At 45.4% G+C, this 18764-nt stretch carries 18 protein-coding genes and 1 pseudogene; 3 read left to right on the forward strand and 16 right to left on the reverse strand.

The annotated features are described in order from the left end of the window. Window positions 1–580 precede the first annotated feature (580 nt). From KZ483_RS14385 to KZ483_RS14445, 13 genes are all read right to left on the reverse strand, one after another. Window positions 581–2617, reverse strand: coding sequence for a molybdopterin oxidoreductase family protein (locus KZ483_RS14385; RefSeq protein WP_220348009.1), 2037 nt, complete (start codon window positions 2615–2617; stop codon window positions 581–583). 861 nt (window positions 2618–3478) lie between these two features. Continuing rightward, window positions 3479–3751 (reverse strand): hypothetical protein, encoded by a 273-nt coding sequence (locus tag KZ483_RS14390; protein WP_220348010.1) that lies wholly within the window; start codon window positions 3749–3751, stop codon window positions 3479–3481. Window positions 3752–4421: 670 nt separating this feature from the next. Then, window positions 4422–5102: a protein kinase family protein gene (locus KZ483_RS14395; RefSeq protein WP_220348012.1), complete on the reverse strand. Its 681-nt coding sequence runs from the start codon at window positions 5100–5102 to the stop codon at window positions 4422–4424. 178 nt (window positions 5103–5280) lie between these two features. Then, entirely contained in the window at window positions 5281–5721 is a 441-nt protein-coding gene (locus KZ483_RS14400; protein ID WP_220348014.1) for an Asp23/Gls24 family envelope stress response protein, read from the reverse strand. A gap of 38 nt (window positions 5722–5759) precedes the next feature. Beyond that, a complete protein-coding gene (locus KZ483_RS14405) occupies window positions 5760–5975 on the reverse strand; it encodes a DUF2273 domain-containing protein (protein WP_258881245.1) in 216 nt (71 codons plus the stop codon). A 6-nt stretch (window positions 5976–5981) separates the two neighbouring features. After that, window positions 5982–6524, reverse strand: a complete 543-nt coding sequence (amaP, locus tag KZ483_RS14410; protein ID WP_220348015.1) for an alkaline shock response membrane anchor protein AmaP — start codon at window positions 6522–6524, stop codon at window positions 5982–5984. Window positions 6525–7758: 1234 nt separating this feature from the next. Continuing rightward, on the reverse strand, window positions 7759–8067 hold the full coding sequence (locus tag KZ483_RS14415) for an ArsR/SmtB family transcription factor (protein WP_220348017.1): 309 nt from the start codon (window positions 8065–8067) through the stop codon (window positions 7759–7761). After that, the gene (locus KZ483_RS14420; RefSeq protein ID WP_220348018.1) at window positions 8054–9058 is read right to left on the reverse strand and encodes an SRPBCC domain-containing protein; all 1005 of its coding nucleotides are present in this window, start codon (window positions 9056–9058) and stop codon (window positions 8054–8056) included. The genes KZ483_RS14415 and KZ483_RS14420 overlap by 14 nt, the downstream gene beginning before the upstream one ends. Before the next feature lie 551 nt (window positions 9059–9609). Next, window positions 9610–10245 (reverse strand): stalk domain-containing protein, encoded by a 636-nt coding sequence (locus KZ483_RS14425; RefSeq protein ID WP_220348020.1) that lies wholly within the window; start codon window positions 10243–10245, stop codon window positions 9610–9612. A gap of 94 nt (window positions 10246–10339) precedes the next feature. Continuing rightward, complete coding sequence (locus KZ483_RS14430; protein WP_220348022.1) at window positions 10340–11287, reverse strand: hypothetical protein; 948 nt, start codon at window positions 11285–11287, stop codon at window positions 10340–10342. 48 nt (window positions 11288–11335) lie between these two features. Further along, window positions 11336–11557: a hypothetical protein gene (locus tag KZ483_RS14435; protein ID WP_220348024.1), complete on the reverse strand. Its 222-nt coding sequence runs from the start codon at window positions 11555–11557 to the stop codon at window positions 11336–11338. A gap of 336 nt (window positions 11558–11893) precedes the next feature. Beyond that, the gene (locus KZ483_RS14440) at window positions 11894–13468 is read right to left on the reverse strand and encodes an extracellular solute-binding protein (protein WP_220348026.1); all 1575 of its coding nucleotides are present in this window, start codon (window positions 13466–13468) and stop codon (window positions 11894–11896) included. A 711-nt stretch (window positions 13469–14179) separates the two neighbouring features. Continuing rightward, window positions 14180–15538 carry a family 4 glycosyl hydrolase gene (locus tag KZ483_RS14445; protein ID WP_258881246.1) on the reverse strand — a complete coding sequence of 453 codons (1359 nt, stop codon included), beginning with the start codon at window positions 15536–15538 and terminating at the stop codon, window positions 14180–14182. 202 nt (window positions 15539–15740) lie between these two features. Between KZ483_RS14445 and KZ483_RS14450 the strand changes: the two genes are divergently transcribed. From KZ483_RS14450 to KZ483_RS14455, 3 genes and pseudogenes are all read left to right on the forward strand, one after another. After that, window positions 15741–16550 (forward strand): AraC family transcriptional regulator, encoded by an 810-nt coding sequence (locus KZ483_RS14450; RefSeq protein WP_397376115.1) that lies wholly within the window; start codon window positions 15741–15743, stop codon window positions 16548–16550. Beyond that, window positions 16522–16587, forward strand: a pseudogene (locus KZ483_RS29130) (hypothetical protein); the annotation flags it as partial. The gene KZ483_RS14450 and the pseudogene KZ483_RS29130, both read left to right, overlap by 29 nt. A 235-nt stretch (window positions 16588–16822) precedes the next feature. Beyond that, window positions 16823–17464, forward strand: a complete 642-nt coding sequence (locus tag KZ483_RS14455; protein WP_220348027.1) for an HAD family hydrolase — start codon at window positions 16823–16825, stop codon at window positions 17462–17464. A 13-nt stretch (window positions 17465–17477) separates the two neighbouring features. Here KZ483_RS14455 and KZ483_RS28555 read toward each other — a convergent pair whose 3' ends face one another. From KZ483_RS28555 to KZ483_RS28560, 3 genes are all read right to left on the reverse strand, one after another. Continuing rightward, window positions 17478–17606, reverse strand: a complete 129-nt coding sequence (locus KZ483_RS28555) for a hypothetical protein (protein ID WP_258881248.1) — start codon at window positions 17604–17606, stop codon at window positions 17478–17480. 1 nt (window position 17607) lies between these two features. Next, window positions 17608–17847, reverse strand: a complete 240-nt coding sequence (locus KZ483_RS14460) for a hypothetical protein (protein ID WP_220348030.1) — start codon at window positions 17845–17847, stop codon at window positions 17608–17610. Between the two features lie 285 nt (window positions 17848–18132). Continuing rightward, window positions 18133–18717, reverse strand: coding sequence for a phosphotransferase (locus KZ483_RS28560; RefSeq protein ID WP_397376201.1), 585 nt, complete (start codon window positions 18715–18717; stop codon window positions 18133–18135). Window positions 18718–18764 lie beyond the last annotated feature (47 nt).

Raw genomic sequence — 18764 nt, forward strand, 5'->3', positions numbered from 1 at the left:
CGTTCGCAGGCGGATTTCGGATTGACGCGATAGCTCCGCTATACGCTCGAACGCTTCGCCGTAATACGGATTGTCAGTGGTCAGTCGGCCTAGGGCGGCGGTTCAGCCATTCGATTGCGGATCGTCGGTCGATTTCTGCGGCTGCGACAAGGAACGGACAGTTCTTTTCTTTCGACATCGGCTATGAATATGTCCAAAATCAGCAAAGTTCTTGTCCCGAGCGAAGGACAAGAATGTATCCTTTAAATAAAAAAGCCGCGATTTACGGGGACTCTTAAGCGTATATGTTCTTGTCCTCCGACATACTACTGGGTTTTAGAATATTTCCGTCGGGAATGGGGTCAAGTTCTTGTCACCCGACAATTCAAGAACATATATCCTTTAAAGACAAGAACTTATATCCATTCATGTAAAGTCGAATAAGCCTCCTAACCACTTGGAAAGTGGAACAGGAGGCATTGTGCATGGAACTCTAGGCGAAATTGAAACGGCTTATTGATTGATTATACGGCAATCTCAAACAAACTGGCCGGCCCGGCAATATACCGCTCGAAATGAACGCCGTTGACACGGTGAAAGGCTACCCGATTTTCTCCACCCAGACGCGGCCGGAGAAAAAGACGGCGCCGCCGCCCATGTCCGCCAAACGGTCCGGCGTGAGCGCATTGACCGTGTTTTTGCCGTTTGGCGAATCGGCCCACAGCCCTTGGCTGACCACAACGCCAGGCAGAACGTCCTCGCCGACCACTACTGCCAGCACGCATTCGCCGCGTTCGTTTGATACGCGGACGAAAGCTCCGTCCGTGATACCGAGCGCCGTCGCATCAGTCGCATTCATATACAGCTTCGGCTGCTTTTCCATGCGAGCATGCTTCTCGTTATGCGCGAAAGTCGAATTGAGGAAGTTATGATTCGCCGTCGGAATAAACAAGAACTGACGGTCGCAGTCTCCGGCAAGCGGGGTGTAGGTAGGCAGAGGCGGAAATCCCCTTTTCTCCATCGAATTCGAATACAATTCGATTTTACCGCTCGGTGTCAGCAATTTTCCTGGAAACAGCGGCTTGGTCGCCGCTTTTACATACTGCTTTTCCTGCAGCGCTTCGTATGTGATACCGGAGATATTCGGGTTGGTCGGATGGTTCAACGCCTGGCGGATCAGATCCTCGTCCGTATCCTGAAACGCCTGCTCCTTGAAGCCCATCGCCGCAGCCAGCAGACGGAACACCTCGACGTTCGGCTTGCTTTCTTCATAAGGTGCGACCACCGGCTGCTGAAGCTGGATGTAGTGATGCCAATATGACCTGTAGAAATCCGTATTTTCAAACGACGAGGTTGCAGGCAGCACGATATCAGCATATCGCGCCGTTTCGGTCAGAAACAGCTCATGAACGACCGTAAATAAGTCTTCCCGGGCAAGCCCTTCCCTTACCTTGTTCACATTCGGGGCCACCAACGCCGGGTTGGAATTGTATACATAAAGCGAACGGATCGGCGGATCCAGTTCGAGCAGGGTGCTTCCGAGCGCATTCATGTTGATGGAACGGGACGGTTTCTCCCGCAAATCCGGCCGCTGCAGTGCGGCTGCATTATGCTGCAGATAGCCGCCGTTGCCTTTAATCGCCCCGCCGCCTTTCTTCAGCCACTGTCCGGTCAGTGCCGGCAGACAGGCAATTGTCCGGACGTTCATACCGCCGTTGTCGTGATGTTGCAGACCGTTGCCGATCCGGATAAACGACGGCGTCGTTTCGCCATACAAGCGGGAAAGCCGGTAAATATCCCGGACAGGCACTCCGGTAATCGCGGACACGGTATCCGGGTCATACTGCCGGACATGCTGCCGGAGCTCTTCATGCCCGACCGTATAATCCTGCAGAAACGCCTCATTCGTCATGTTCTCCGCAAACAGGATGTGCATGATGCCAAGGGCAAGGGCTGCGTCGGTTCCTGGGACGATCGGGATAAACCAGTCCGCCCACCTGCCGGTTCGGTTGCGGTGCACGTCGATGGCGACGATCTTGGCGCCATTCTTGCGCGCCTTCTCCGCGAGCATGACCTGGTGCATATTGGTGCTGACCGCATTCACGCCCCACATGATGATGAGCTTTGCATGGACGGTGTCTTCGGGATCGGTCCCGAAATTTCCGCCCATCGTAAACTTATATCCTTCCGCACCGGCGGCATCGCAAATGGTGTACAGCAGCTTGCTTGCGCCCAGCCGGTTGAAGAAACGCCTGTCCATCCCTTCCGTTCCGATGCGTCCCATATTGCCGTAGAAGCTGTACGGAAGGATGCTTTCGGGACCGTATGCCTCAATGAGCCGTTTCCAGTTAGCTGTAATCGTATCGATCGCCTCGTCCCAGGTAATCCGTTCAAAACGCCCCTCCCCCTTGCTCCCGACGCGCCGCAGCGGATAGCGGAGCCGTTTCGGATCGTATAACCGCTCCGTCATATGGCGGACCTTGTTGCAGATCGCGCCTTGCGTGACAGGATGGTTCGGATCGCCTTCGACTTTGACGATTCTCCCGTCCACTTTATGGACGAGCAGCCCGCATTGGTCGGGGCAGTCGAGCGAGCATACGGATCGAAAAACGCCTGACGGCTTGTTTATTGCATGCATAGAGATATCTCCTCTCCAAGTATTAAGTTTACTTCTGCCTGGTGTTGCGGTAAAACAGCAAAGCCGCACACCATATGTGATGCATGGTCTAAGACAACATCTTTAGCTTTGCATCAATATAATCTATATCAAGCAGTTGTTTCAAAATTGTGCCGCTGCTTGCTCTCACAACGCGTCCACCTCCAGCGAACTACGCTAAAACTAATTGTAGCAAAGTTTGAAATTTATTGAAGAATGCCAGTTAGCTTAATGACAATTCCTTAATGCTTACGAGCTATTGGACTCTTAAAGAGCCTGATGTCCTCACAATTCCGGCAATGGACATAGGTTCTTGTCCATTTCGGTTAAGAATATAGGTTCTTGTCCTCGACTTTGGACAAGAACTTATATCCATAAAATAAGAAAACCGCAATTTACGCGGTATCTAATGCATATATGTTCTTGTTTTGTCCTCTGACAGTTGACAAGTCATTTTCATTATTTGTCGGCCTTTTTTTATTTTAATAGCCCCAATTGTAATTAGAAATTGCACCACAAGAACTTTATCCCATTCCTTTCATAACCCTTGCCGTTAGCGGGTAACGCAAATGAATAAACTAATAATCTCTGTCACATGACTTGAGAGATTCCGATAGCAACAATTACCATAAAACACCCTCTTACTCATTTACTTCAGCTCCACTATCTCGGACTGCCCAGATAGAATGGTCGTACACGATTGGAGGTTGTTTTGTGTCAACGGGAATTTTTTTGATCGGGATTGCATTAAAGCCTATTTTAAGAACGTTCTGTAAACATACAACATTCTCCGTTTGGGATTTTTTGTGTCGACGGACAGTAACCTCAGCTCGTTACTTAAAATCATGGGTATGGACGTGGTGTCAATACTGACTTACTCTTATTCCACCACTCTGAGTCCTCGCCATAATAAATAATATATGCCCAATCTCGGGGAGTTTCAAGATTTAAAAATTCCTCATCTTCATCTATAGGCGTACTATATTTTCCCCATAGCTTATTCATTCTACCGACCGCTTCTTCTTCGGTTATTCCGAACTCTTCAATCATTGCTCTTGCGATTAACTCACAAATAAAGTACGAATCTTTTTTTGAAATAAATTTGTACTTATTCATCGCCATGCTCCTCTCGGTTGATTTACTAATTTATAGGAATGAAAGTAGTAAGTATACGTCCAGCGTTTATCGTATCAGCCAATAATTTTTAAGTATAGCGTTTAAAAATGTAGTTTTTCCACAACTATTACTTCCGATTAAAGCTCGATTTGGATAACTTCTTCTTGTCCAAAAGAGCGAAAGTTTTTGATTTTTACCCTTGATAGTTTCAATTTTATGTCTCCTTTTGGACGGGTATATATGTATATTTCTAGTCTGAATTAGACACACTCTCTCAAAAATCCCCCTATATTGTAATATTTTTTTTTATTGTGTCACAAGCCAAAGAACCCCCTGATAAACAAGAGGTTCTAGTGCATTCTCGTATATGTAGATTACATAGTATCAAATGTCAATAAACCTGATAAATCCCCATGTCAAGCCTCTTCTTCATAATAGGAATGCTGCCCGTTCGTATTATGAGGTCACCAGATCTTCTGGTCGACCTCTTTTTTTTTGGTCGTAAGATTGCGTTAGCTGGGGATCGAACGTTTCTGCTCGTGGGACAGATTTACCTGACTTCATTGGAACCAAGTTCGTGTCACCCGAACATTGTCCTCACCAAGTTTGCCATGCAGAACGGGAAACACCATATCCAACGGATCGTTTGCATTGTCCCTGCTCCAGAGGTTCATTTGCGTTCCCTAAAGAAAAGCCTACTTACTCGTTTAGAGAAGTCCTCAATGCCAAAGTTTGCTGTATCTATCCGGTTATACCAGTTTGTTATGGTTTCCAAGATCCATATAGGTACCTGTACGCCCCTAATCAGAGTATAAAAATGTTTATACGACCAGACCAAATGCTCCCATCGGTTATCGTTTCCCTCTTTGTCATATTCCGATACATCAAGAACTTTACCTCTTCCTTCTTGCAAGAGAACGTTTTTTAAATGAATATCCCTTGGGTTCAATCCCAGACTTCGGACAAATTCACGAGCATCCTCAACGTCTTGGATCACTTGCTCCGGAACATGAATACCTTGCAGAAGACAATCATACAGGGTAATTCCTTGTTCGTAGCTTAAAACTAAATAGTTTGGCCCGGATCCATAACATTCGGGGAAATACCGCGATCCATTTAAACTTTCGTATATACCTGCCTCAATCTTCTTTTTTTCTAATGACTGATCGGAATACACTTTAAATGCGTAATTGGGGGTGTTCGGGTAATAGAAGACCGCGGCATCCGTTCCGATACCGATACAACGCAATTCTTCTGAAAAACTGATGACGGAAACAGGCTTATTGTTTTGATAACCAACGATCTCAACGTCTCTCAATGCTTCTTCAGCTTGTTTCCAATCTGAAATCATTACCATCTACTCCTTGACCTCATCGCTGTCGGTGCACTATCCCGGGTTTTGATTCAATTTTATCAAAAACCAGATGATCTGAATATCCCGATCAAGCCTATCGAAACGCATAATATTGCAAAAGAGGACCTGCTGTAAGCAGGCCCTCCCTCTTTGCATTAGTGTAAGCCAATGAAGTTTAAAGGACCTTTGGTACTTCAATCCCTCTGTCTTCGTTCTTGGGATTGGTGAACTCGGTAATGGTCATCACATCCTGCACATGCATATTCACTTCAATTACATCCAGTCCGGTCATGTCTTTCATTACATTTTGAATTTTCTTCACGGTATCCGCAAAAACTTTCGGCGCGCTTTTTCCGTATTCAAGAATCACATTCAGATTCAAAATCACCTGCTTTTCTCCTACCTCGGCAGTTATTCCTTTGGTGACATTAGAACGGCCAAGACGCTCCGAAACGCCATCGATAAATCCTCCGCTCATCGAAAGAATTCCTTCGATTTCATCCACAGCAATGCCTGCGATCTTTTTTATTACCTGATCTTCAAACGATAATTTATTTCGACCCAATCCATACTCTTCAACGTTGTCAGATTGCAACTGCAACTCTTGTGTTTTCAATTTAATCTCTCCTCTATCTTGTTTTGATTTTATGAATCCTATTTCTTAAGAAATAAAAAATTTAATAGGGTCTTCAGCTTGATTCCTCGGTCGATCCACTTTCCGACCAAAAATCCGCTTAACATAAGAAGCACAATTAAAAAGGTCGGTCCCGCACCAAGGGTAAGAAACAAGATGCTGATAATCGTACCGATGACGATTCCTATAACCCGACTTCGGTAGGGCATTAACAGGTCCAAGGATTTCATAATCATCTCTTCTTATACCACCTTTAATCTGTCCCGGGTTCTCAGATCCCGGACTGTAATGCATACGTTTTTCAAAGGCGTATCCGTGAAGTTTTCGACTGTAGTTGTGATTTCACTTTGCATCTTGCGGCACAACCCCGGCAGGTCGACTTGATTGAATATAGAGAACGTTATCTCAGCTTCAATAAAGGAGTTTCGGTTATTGATCCGGGTATGGACGGCTGGAGAGCGAACTCCATCGGTTAACAATACCGTTTTCATGATATGTGTCTGAATCGCTTTCTCGGATATGGCGATCCTCCCGTTTCCCATATCCAGTAGTATAGCCGGCTCGGGTGATCGAGCGGTTAATGATTTTACCAGGACAGCAAGCCCGAAAACCAACAACGCTCCGCTCATACACCAGATGACCGCATGATAAGCTGGATCATCGCGGAGTTGGTTAAACCAACCGGTCAAGCTTCTCATCTCCAGGGTCTCAAAAAAAACGATTGCCGAGACAGTAACCGTTAATAAACCCAGAAATAAGGAGGCTAATCGTATGATAATATTCATGGATTCACCTCCTGAATTTCAAGTATAATATCTCCCATTTTCCATGCCCTGCAACCTGCTCTTCCAGTCTTATCTTTCTTTTTTCAATCTTTCTTAGTGAAGCGGGCCTAGTGAAATACGGTAAGTCAGCTCGGAATAACGGGCTAATACCATTCCGCATTTTGGGCAATAATACAGAGTGCGCCTGGGGCCGCGCTTGTTATCGGAACCAAGAGTGCTGCTTTTATTGGATAATTCCTCTCCCTTCATAGACACATCAATTTCAAGCTTATAAAAAGGTATCGGCCCCTGATTCATTCCTTCCAAAACGTGCCCTGCTTCGTTTACCAGGTGTTCATAGCTGCATGTTTGACACTTCATTTATCATCACCTTTCCAAATGAAAAAGAAATAAAGCAGTAGTACTTTACTTCCAACGGCGCGATATGCAATTGAACCTGATACAATCCAATTGACCATAATTTCTTGTCACTTACAGTGTACCATGACAATATTTTCATGTCAATGATTGTTTTTATTAACTTTAATATGTTTATATACCACAAAAAGGGGTATGGGTAGGCGAAAAGCAGTTGAAAGATCTGGCTTACCTTTCAAAATTCAATATTGGAGACTGTCGCATTAAGGGTGTCCGCCGCCCACTTTTACATTTATTGTGACACAATTTATAGGGTTAATATAACGACCCCATAATTGCCTTCGTAAGTGGTGCCTTCGGAACTGCGACCGCCGCAGGGCGATCACCAAGGTCTAAATTCACAATGATATGATTACAATAGAAAAGGACGGAGATCTTTGCACCATCTACGTCCTCGGGTACACAGCCGCTTTTAAGGGCGCGGCGGCAAGCATTCGGAATAGACCTTCCCGAGAGGGAGGTCTATTTCTTTTTATCTTGGTTTGCCTTTACCTTAGGTGGACTACTATAACAAGCTGTGATTTACAGTAATATTAGTATTACACAACACCTATGCGTTCTAAGTACCTGGTAGTACAGATAGGTCTCGTCATCAAACACATAGCTGGCATATCGTAACGGGTTCTCATTCTTCAGGGACTTTCCATCGCCTGTTGTTGCCGTTCCTGTCGTCGTCGGATTTCCGAAAGAGTCATAGGAATAGCTTATCACTATCGTATCGTTATTAATCCTAAGTGGCAGTTAAATGCAACGTCTCTTCTTTTTGACTCTTATAAGTAAATTCCTCCTTGCCGGTGTCGAGCCGCAGCGGTCGTCTTTATTCATCATCAAGAAATGCTTCAAGATCGTTAAGCTTACTCGACCAGAAGTGTCGGTATGATTCAAGCCATGTATCGATTACTTGCAGAGGCTCGGGACGTAAAGAATATATTTTCTTTTGAGACACCGATTTTACATCCACCAGTCCAGCTTCCTTTAATACACGAAGATGTTTGGAGACTCCCGGTTGACTTAATTGAAAGATGTTAACCAACTCTCCGACGGACCTTTCTCGAACACGCAGTAAATCAAGCATAGACCGTCTGTGCGGTTCAGCCAAGACCTCGAATATATTATTTGTTTTCATTATTTACACCGTGGTTTTTATATTTGAAATTGCCCGATCGTTTCGAATATTGCTCCTCCATCGGCTTCTCCAATTGATGTCTCGGAACAACTCCATACGTAATTCCATGCTCTAAGTAGTATTTTAGCAAAGTCAATGCTTCCCCCCATCCGACCGCACAGTCGCCAAATGCCTTCAAGTCTATGTCGGTTTTCTTATATCCCGTCTCCACCAGTGTTAGCAAAGTCCCTTCGCCCAATACCGACAAATGGAAGGAAATTGTCGTTGTCGATTCGCCTGGCGTCCACTGGTAGACAAACTTTTCATTAGGGATCGCTTCCAGAACAGCTCCGCCATCTTCTAGCGTAATGTGATCGGGACCAAAATCCTTAAATCGGAAATGAATCGTCCCTCCCGGTTTTGCATCCACAGTCGTGCCTTGTGTGAACCATGAATCCCAGCCTGCTCCCGTTGTAATCGCCTCATAAACTTTGTTCGAGGCAGCATTAATGAAAGTACGATGTTGAATACTTAGAGTGTTCATCGAAGTATATTTCTCTCGAACTTCCTTCACGCGCTCCCAAGGGAAATGGGTAAACTGCTTATCAAGAACGACACCCAACACATCAAGATGTACATGCCAGCCTGCCAGAAAATTGGGTACAATGGCGGTTTCGTAAAATGTATGTGTCAGATGAATTAGACATCCCTCTCCATCTTCTTTCAATCTCCAGCATACCATTGAGGATCCTGAAGATTGTTCCAACCATGTATACTCCAGCTCGTACGGAGGAGCGATCTTGGTGAACTTGCCCTTTACAAGATCTCCATTTTCCCAACGAAATGCGAGTTGTCCATCCACAATCAATTCCATTTCCGATTGTGCGGTTAACCATTTTGCAATTTGCTCTGGGCTCGTGATTGCCCTCCACACTTTATCCACCGGATGCTTCAAATAACGTTCGAAACTAACTACACGGTCTCCATTAATCTGCAAAACCTTTCCGTCCATGCTATCACCCCTATTGTTTAAAGTAGCCTTACCAACTATATATTACCATCAAGTTATATAACTGTAAAGTAATTAAATAAATGTGGCACTTGCAGTTATCAATGGTTGTACGGTACAACAAGAGAACATGGGACGGTTGTCCTGAGCCCGTCTTTGTGGCCTCAATCAGAAAAATTTTTACTGCCGGTGTTTTGCTTTCTTGATCCATGTTGCTTTCATAAGAATCCGATTGAAAACTACCGCATGAGACTCCAACAATGAACCTCTTCAAATATGTTCTGTTATTCATAGTTGTCCCCCATTGGATATTACAACGAAAATCGATAAGTAATGTTGCCCTATAATCCCGTTATTTTAACGAACAAAAGAGGAGCTGCAGCGAATGCTAGCTCCTCCACTATCTACATTCCCGTTAGCGGAATGACCAGTACGATTTTATCACTGAGCAAGAAGGGGTGTTGAAATGAAAATCTACCCAGCTTATCTCTAGGTGCATTTCCTCCGGCCACCAGGGTAGAAATCGACGATTCGGCTGCAAGCATGTCGTTGGCTTACTCTCCCCAAGTTGCGCCAGGAAATACGGTATAACGATCCAAATATTGCGTTGAATTAGGAACAACTTTTATAGATTCGATCTTATGGTCCTGACTAAAAGTAACTGCCCATTTCTCTGCTTTAATTTTATAATCGTCTTCCGCGGTCACCCGCTGTACAATTTGTACCGTAAATTTATCGTTTACGGACTCTATAGCCTTGAAATCGATAATGCTTCCCATATTTAAAATGCCAGCCGGAAATTCCAAATAAATATCCGTCTTAAAATTATCGGAAACCAGTTTCATGGCGGAGGCTTTATCTCTTTCATCATAAGCCATGATAAACCTGTAAACCAGGTTCCTGTTCGCCACATACGAAACACTGCTTGGCTCTTGTTTAAAGTTTGGATCGGAATTGACATAGGCCGTCTTGGTTCTATTATCCCAGCTAATAGATGTTCCAAATCCATCGGAGATTGCGCGAATAGGAACATAGACAGCGCCATCAATAATTTTAGGCGGTGTACTGGTTTTTACTTGATTGCTGTTCACAACGATTTTAGGAGTGATGGTTGCAGCAAAAGCAACTCCAATACTGAATGTTAAAACACAGCTTAAACTAATTAGACAAGCCTTAGTTAATCGTTTCATTATATTCCTCCAGCTTCAAGTGGTATACACTAGAAACAATAAATTCCTATAGCACATTTCGGGTTATTCTGAAATCAAACTTCAGATAGGACCCTTAGTCAATATTCGCGATATACCAGCGACCTTCCTTATCTTGGAGTAAATAAACGGTATAATTAGCCCAATGAACTATGCCGTCCGATAAGTATTCATACTCAATTTCCACATCTGCTCGCTTGATATCTCTTGGATAGGAAATCTGGGAACTGAGCTTAGTGAACCGAAATTGCTTTTCCTGCTTCAGAAAGAAGTCCAGATAGTCGGCATCCGGCGTTTGCAACGTATCTCGGAACGCTGATTTATCTTTGGCCACGATCGCTTCGAGATTACGCTTCACCTGCCGGTAAATCTCTGCTTCCTCTTCATTCTCGCCTTCTGGGAATTCGATCTCTAAACCTGTTTTGAATGCTGCTGGATCGGCAACATAGCGGAGCGACCTCGCGGAGGCGAGCAGGTTGGGTAGCGCTGTTGTTAACTCCTCCTTCAGGTAGCGAAGCCGGATGGCTAAACGACGGCCGTGGTCGGTAAAGACCAAGTAATCATTATAGGTTTCGTCGTCTATATGAGTACCGGCGTATTCATTATACTTGGCTAGTGCCGGATTGATATAGTTGGTCTCAATCGAAACATCGCCAGCGTCCATAAGCGACAGTTCTGCCTGTAGGTCTTCCGTCCCCCACGAGGTGACTTCCTCAAGCTTGACCTCCTTCATCGTTTCAAGAATATAGAACCCATAAGGCCGAGACGGGTCTTTCTTGAAAGAGGCTGGCGTATCCCCGCCTTCCAAACTGTCCATCTGGTCGTAGCCGTCATAGTAGGAGACGCCACCCAAGAACAACTCTTCCTTGCTCTCGGCTGGTATGGCCACCGGTTCAGCAGGAGGCTCCTTGACCGCTGCTGACGGTGGCTGTGACGCCGAATTCTCTGACTTTGTACAGCCGAACAAGGCGGCTAAAATCAGTGTAGATGCACCGGCCAGCAGCCAGCTTCGTCTTATATGCATTTCCATCACCTCAAGTACATAGACGGGATAACTGAGGATATGGTTTCTTTAATTTGGAAAATTAGTACCAACTATATCCCAAGCGTTTCTTATTGCGCTGTCGCTTGATATACGTTCATTATCTTCAATACCAGCGCTTTCCGTCGGGAATGGGATCAAGTTCTTGTCAAGCAAAAATGAATACGGTATAGAAAGTGCATCATAATGTTCCTGTGGTTCAAAACCTTTTGAATACCGAGGATTACCCATTGCCTTTAGTCGCTTAGCCATGCGTTCAGCATAAGGCCGGCATGCTTACGCTCACGTCTTGCAAGACCGGTTGATCCAGATAGCAGAACGTAAAAAAAGCAGCCGGTCGTCTTGGCCGGCTGCTGTCCTGTCCTTATTCCGCTTTCGCTTCCGTAGAATTCCTATGGAACGAATTATCTTTAACTGAGTAATGAATTAATGACTCACTTCAATATAATTACAGAATATTTCCGTCGGGAATAGGATCAAGTTCTTGTCACCCGACAAGTACGCTAGCACAGCTGTCTAACCGGACAGTCTGTATTACGTAATAGAAACGCGGAAGGAAATCTCTCTCTTCCGCGTTTCTATTACCATTTATTTTTTTGCCCGATATTGCTCATTGATCTCCTCAATTACTTTGCCGCCGCCGTCTTTCAACCATTTATCAATCGCAGCTTGAAAGCCCGCTTCGTCCAAGTCTCCCATCATAAACCGGTAAGTAGCATCCGTTATAAGCTGCTGGAGTTGAACGCCTGACTGGTCTCTCGTCGGGGAGTCGAAAGCCGCCGCAGGGTCGTTAATCAGAATGTTGTTATTGTCAGACATCGAATCGTTAGTTTTTTGAGCCAGCTCCGTATCCGCGTAACCGACCAACCCATCGACTGTCTCCGGACCGCCGACTCTCAAACTAAGGAGCGGGCGGACCTCGCGATCGTTGATCGCCGCTTTCTCCGGATTTTTAAACACTTTCGCTTGTCCGTCGACGATCTCGTAATGCTCTCCCTCGATCCCGTAATTCAGTAAATTATAAATTTCCGGATTTAACAGTTGATCGAAGAATGCCAACACTTTCTTGAGCTCCTCTTCGCTCCGCACTGCCGATTTCGGGAATAAGACCATATTCCCATACCCCGGAACGGACCATACGCCAGGTTCTCCTTCCGGACCTTTGATCCTGTTGACGACATCCAGGACAGTTTCCGGCATCGACTCGGTCATGTCCCGCTGATACCCCGGGGCGGCGCAGATGCAGCCGATATACATGCCGGCTTTACCGGACTTGAACAAAGCCTCATGATCCGGCTTGCTCGTAACTGGGAAATCGTGATTAATTAAACCTTCGGACTGCAGCTTTTTGAAAAATTTCATTGTTTCCATGTAAGCCGGAAACATAAATTCCGGGCGAAGCTCCCCGTCCTGCTCCCCCCAGTTGTTCGGCGTGCCGAAGTACGAACTGACGGTTTTAAATGCGCCGTACACGAGGTCGCTTCGGTCCGCCAAACCAATGGTGTCCTGCTGCTTGTCGCCGTCGGGATCTCGTTCTGTGAACGCTTTCATCATATTGTAAAGATCATCGATTGTTTCCGGCCTTTTCAGACCCAATTTGTCCGCCCAATCCTTCCGGTAAATAACCCCCTGCCTGGATAACGGCGTCGCCTGATAAACCCCGTAAATTTTGCCGTCAACGGAGCTGTTCTTCAGTACGGCCGGATCCAAGTTGCGTAAATAGGGGTATTCCTGCAGGTAAGGCCCGATTTCCCAGAACTGTCCCTCGCGGAGCGCTTTTTTGAAATTGTTGTAGATCGCCACGTTCCCTACATATACGGCTTGAGGCAAGGTATTGGTAGCCATCGACGAAAGTACCTTTTCTTCATATGCGGCATTCGGTACCCAGTTAATTTTCAATTTGGTATTTGTTTTTTGCTCGATTAACCGTAGAACTTTATCCTCCGGAAGCTCCGGCGTGTGAAGCACGGTCATGATACTCAGTTCGAAAGGTCCATCGGATGCAGATTGGCCGCTCTCATCCGTCTTCGAACTCGCGTTCTCGCTCGACTCCCCTGGTTTGGTGCCACCCGAACAAGCCGCGGTCATCACTAGCAATACAACTGAACCTACGAGCGCGACCCACTGCCAGCTTCTCTTACGGACGTTACTTGTTTGCATCATTCGTTATTGCCCTCCTATTTTCTTTGGATAGCGAGATGCTTGACTCACCACCCAATCGTACACAAGAAAAGAGGTAACGCCTATAATCTTTAGATTTGTAAATCCGCATCCAATGCGGTTTTCCAGACAAATATAAAGAAATGATTATGCAGATTATATAGTTTTCCAGCAAGGTCGATCTGTTAATGAGAAAAGGCTGCCGCGCGGCAGCCCTTAAGTGTTGAACTCCCTCGGTCCGTTAGTTAAATCGTGCCCTTTAAAAAATCAATAAAGGCATTCAGTTAGGGCACCAATCACATTCGGGTTATCCCATCTAGCTTTAGCCCGGGATTGTTAATATCCTACTGTTAAATTTAAACAGATATTTTCAATCGGTCGTTCCTTCGTGCGAGTTTAGTTGAATAAATCTACCATTTACCTTAATGTCAATTCCTTAATGCTGACGAGCTATTGGACTGTTCGAGAGCATGATGTCCTCACAATTCCGGCTACGGAAATATCCATAAAATAAGAAAACCGCGATTTACGCGGTATCTAATGCATATATGTTCTTGTCCCCCGACACCAGTCTATTGCATTTTTTTGAAGTCATAAATGACAAGAACTTGATCCCATTCCTGACGGGAACGTAACATTTTTATATGAGAATGACAACAATGAAAAGGTTAGTTTTTCATCCAGCTCTCCCAAATTCCTATTCTTTATGAACGTTTATTCGTACCAATATCTCGGGATAATCCCCCTTCCCTGCTCCAACAACTCTTTAATAATCATATCCGCATCTTGGATAGAATTCACCAGCGGATCAGTCATCATCGCTCTTCTCAGTTTCCCGAAATTCCGTTCCACGACAGCCTCAGCCGTAAGTTCATGCGTATCCAGTACCAACTCTTGCATCCCTCGGATTCCTCGCGGCATCTCACCCACGTGCAGCGGCTTTACTCCATCCATACTTACCTCGCATAACAGTTCAAGGAACGAGTCGTCGTTCATGTTGGTAACCGCACCGTTATTGAGTGTATTGATGAAGAAGCGTTTCCCCAAATTGCCGACCATGTTTTCTATAATATCCGTTGCGTGATCGGGTCCGAAGGTTTTCATGTAATCGGCGGTTGGAATATTCCCGGTGATGAAGTCGTCCACTTGGCTCCACATCTCCTCGTGACGCTTATACCTGTCGTCCGTTTCCCAAATCTTTAAAGGCGGGATGGCGTCCTTCGACTTGCCTAGCCCCTGCCAGTACCGTACATATTCTTTGGTATGGGCCGTACATGTCGGGACATAGCCGAAAATATCATAAAGCTCATAGGTGATGGCATCGTTATAAAGCGCTTTTGCACCAGTATCCCCGCCGTTGTTTTCCGTAGCAGCCGAATTTCTTAATGCCTCGGCGATCGGGGCCATAACGTCCATTCCGTCATACTCCGCCTTAAGCAGCCAGGTGAAGTGATTGACGCCGGCCACTCGGAAATCAAACTTCCGGTCTATCTCCCCGGTAAACTCGCTTCTATCTTGAATGATCCCCGCGCGAACTGCATAATAGGATTTGATGTGCGGCATGTGATGACTGTCGCAAAGTGCGAACGTTTTTAGGTTCGGTGCATATCGGCTTAATGCGATCCCATGAACCGTTGAGGGATTAATATAATTGATTACCCAAGCATCAGGACAAAGTTCTTCAATATCCTTGGCGCATTCCATAATGACGGGCAGCTCTCTCATCGCCCTGAAAATCCCTCCCGGGCCGATGGTGTCTCCCGAACACATGCGAATTCCATATTTTAAGGAAACTTCGCAATCGATGCCACGGTATTTCACCGTATCCTCAGCAAAACTAAGTACGACGAAATCCGCGCCTTTCAGGACCTGTCTCCGGTCAGTCGAACCTTCCACCTTAAGCGGCACATTGTTTTCCCTTGCAACCATTTCAGCAAGCCGCATCATCTTGGATAGTTTTTCTTCGTCCGTATCTACTAAGGCAAGAATACCGTTGTTTAAATATTTCGAGTGAACCATTTGCCAAATCGACTGACGCCCAAAGAACAAACTGCCTGCACCAATGACAACCACCTTCGGCTACTGCACTTGTGATTCGCTCACGATAGAGTCCCCCTTAACTGGTTATAGCCTAATTATAGGGAAATGATCCGAAAGCAGAATATGAGATGGTCTCGGATATATGTCAAATAGTAAGATCATTCATGGTTATTCATTTTAATGATATAGTGATGTTGTATAAATAATGTCTTGTAGTAAAGGAAGGCCAGAGGATATGAAACGGACGGACATGGGAATTCTCAACGAGTTGTCGGAATTCATCACGCTTCGCATGAAATCGTTCTGGGAGCCGGTTCACGATGGTAATTGGATCGAGCACAAGGCGCATATCGACTATGATCTTTGGTTCATCCAATCCGGAACGACCAAAATCACGGTAGATGGAATCGAACATACGGCCACTCCGGGAGACGTGGTCTTTTTTTACCCTGGGGTTCCCTATATGGCAGCTACCATCGAAGAAGGTTGTCGATTTATTTATATTCATTTCGATTTCGGAATCGGGGAGCAGCAGCGAATTCTGAGCGATTTTAATCTCTCGGGAATCATACCGAAGGGTCTGATCCGGGAGGAAGCCACCCTTTTCGGCAAATCCTTCCTTCAATCGAATCAGCTAAACAACATGCCGGGAAACCGTTTGTATTTGAAGGCTTGCCTGACGGCCGTTATTGCAAAAATAATTGAACTCCATGGACAAGGCCGATATATCGGAACATTTACGAACGGGAGAATCACAAGGAAATCCGAAAAAAATCTTGACGTTTTGCAGCCAGTATTCACATACATTAACGCCCACCTGCACCAATCTATAAAAATGAACGAACTTGCAGCGCTTGTTGGCATATCGGAAAAATATTTTATCGCTTATTTCAAAAAGGCCTTAGGAATCACTCCAGTCCAATACATTTACCAAATCAAAATGAACCGGGCGAGAGATTATCTCTATGAGAAAAAATATACGGTTTCAACAAATCGCCGGCTTTCTCGGTTATCCCGATCCATTCACGTTTTCCAAGGCATTTAAAAAATATTATAACGTTTTGCCGTCCAGATTCGAGTGATCCATATAAGAAATCCATAAAAGGAGGGGTGCTCAATCAAAGAGTTCTTGGATGAGAAGTCCAAACAACATTGGATGGCGCCTGAGTCGTGCCATCTTTGCGCATATCTGCCGAGGAGTCAGTTTGGAGGAAGCCATCACCGACAACGCGAATATCAGTGGCCCGTCTACTTAGGGTGATCAACGGCGCGTGATGGCACGCATGGTTGCCGCAGCTGACAAAGGAGAACGAAACAATGAAAAAGTACATACTCTTCGATCATGATGGTGTTCTGGTTGATACTGAATTCTGGTATTACAAAGCGGGAAAACGCGCTCTGGCTGACATTGGATTTACCTTGGATAAAGATCAATACCTCCGCGACATGACCCAGTCATTGGGCACTTGGTCCCAAGCTAGGGCGGCAGGTATTGATGAACAGACCATCAGCAAGCAGCGTGAGGTCCGCAACGTCTATTATCAGGAATATCTAAGAACAAAAGCCATAGAGATTGAAGGCGTAGTTGAAACTCTAGCCGAACTGTCAATGTACGTCCGCATGGCCATCGTGACGACTGCAAAACGTGCGGATTTTCAGCTTATTCATGAAAAGCGCCAGATTAGACAATTCATGGAATTCGTCCTTGTTCGCGAAGACTACGAGCGCACCAAGCCGCACCCGGAACCATACTTGACCGGCCTAAAGCGCTTCGGAGCTACCAAAGAAGAGACCCTGGTTGTAGAGGATTCAAACAGAGGGTTGAACTCAGCCGTGGCGGCTGGTATCGACTGTGCTATTGTCCATAACGACTTCACAAAAACACATGACTTCTCACAGGCCAGCTATCGAATCAAGACTCTGATTGAACTAAAGGACATTATCCTGAATGTAACCTGAGAGAGCATTCAATTTAGTTCAGCAGATTATCGTCTTCAGCATCAAGTAGGTAACCCATGAATTCTTCATGTAAAGCAATATCTTCCCTCAGCGATTCTCCCGTTTCCAAAACAACAAGATCAATATTGAATTTATCGGCCAATTCAGTTCCACCATCGATCATAACAAAAAACCGAGTGTAAAACACCTGTCACGGTGTTTTGCATAATTTTCTTAAAGGCTTCAATTTCATTTTCCTTTTTTATTGTATTCTCTAAGATTTCGTATTCTCCCCTTAGATCTGACCATTCTGGAATGACAGCACTCGGACCGAGATAGTCCACATTTGCCCATGTGTCCCTAATCTGTTTTAAATCTTTGAATAAATCTTCATGCTTACCCAATTCTATGACCTCCATTGTTTCCTTACATAAAATTATCGTCGAGACAGTATTATTGTATACTGCACGTTGAGCGAAGGGCTACCACGATCGACCTCTTTATAAACCGGCAACAAACGGCTATACGGTTAAGGAAATTTGTGAAATCACCAAGATCGGCCGCAGCAGCCTATTTCGTGAGCTTCAGGAGCGAGGGATCGCTGTGGTATGAGCGACCAGTGTGGGTTTAAAGAGACAGCTCTTTATCAGCTAAATGAAAACCAGTCGACGGACTCTTGCAACAGCTAACTAGCTGCACTTGCTATGGAGCCTTCTTCTAATCTCATTCACGAGCAAATTTTTCTCCTCTTCGGATATTGCATCGGCGACTAGTTTGCGTGCTGCAATAGGAGCAATCCAAGGCTCAATGTCTGCATAACCAATGCTGGACAGCCTTTGGTATTCCTCCATAAAGATGCGAATGCTTGCCTCCCGCGTTGCATTAAGAACGACACTCGCTTCACATGGCAGATGCGGGGGCAATATCGCATATCGAATCATAATGATGTATTCGGCCAAGTCTGCTTCCGGATTCCCGGTCGAAGCATTGTTCCAGTCAATTATGACCGCATCGTTATCCCGGAGCAGTATGTTGCCCGGGTTCGGATCTCCATGACAGAACTGCTGCTTCATCGGCAATTGATCCAATTGGGCCATCACTGCTACTTTGTCGGCCTCAGGCAAATATTGCGCACGACGAATGTCATGCTTGATTTTTCCCTCTGGCTCGGCATATTCGGAACCGAATGGGTATGGATTTGATAAAAAAGTCGTGCCGTAATTCGGGCGTCGACGTAGTCGTCGAATACATTTAGTGGTTGCTGCAGCTTGGATTGCTTTATTGCTCTGTCAACAAAACGCTTCATGATCGACTCGCCATA

It is taken from the genome of Paenibacillus sp. sptzw28 (assembly GCF_019550795.1).
Taxonomy (GTDB): domain Bacteria; phylum Bacillota; class Bacilli; order Paenibacillales; family Paenibacillaceae; genus Paenibacillus_Z.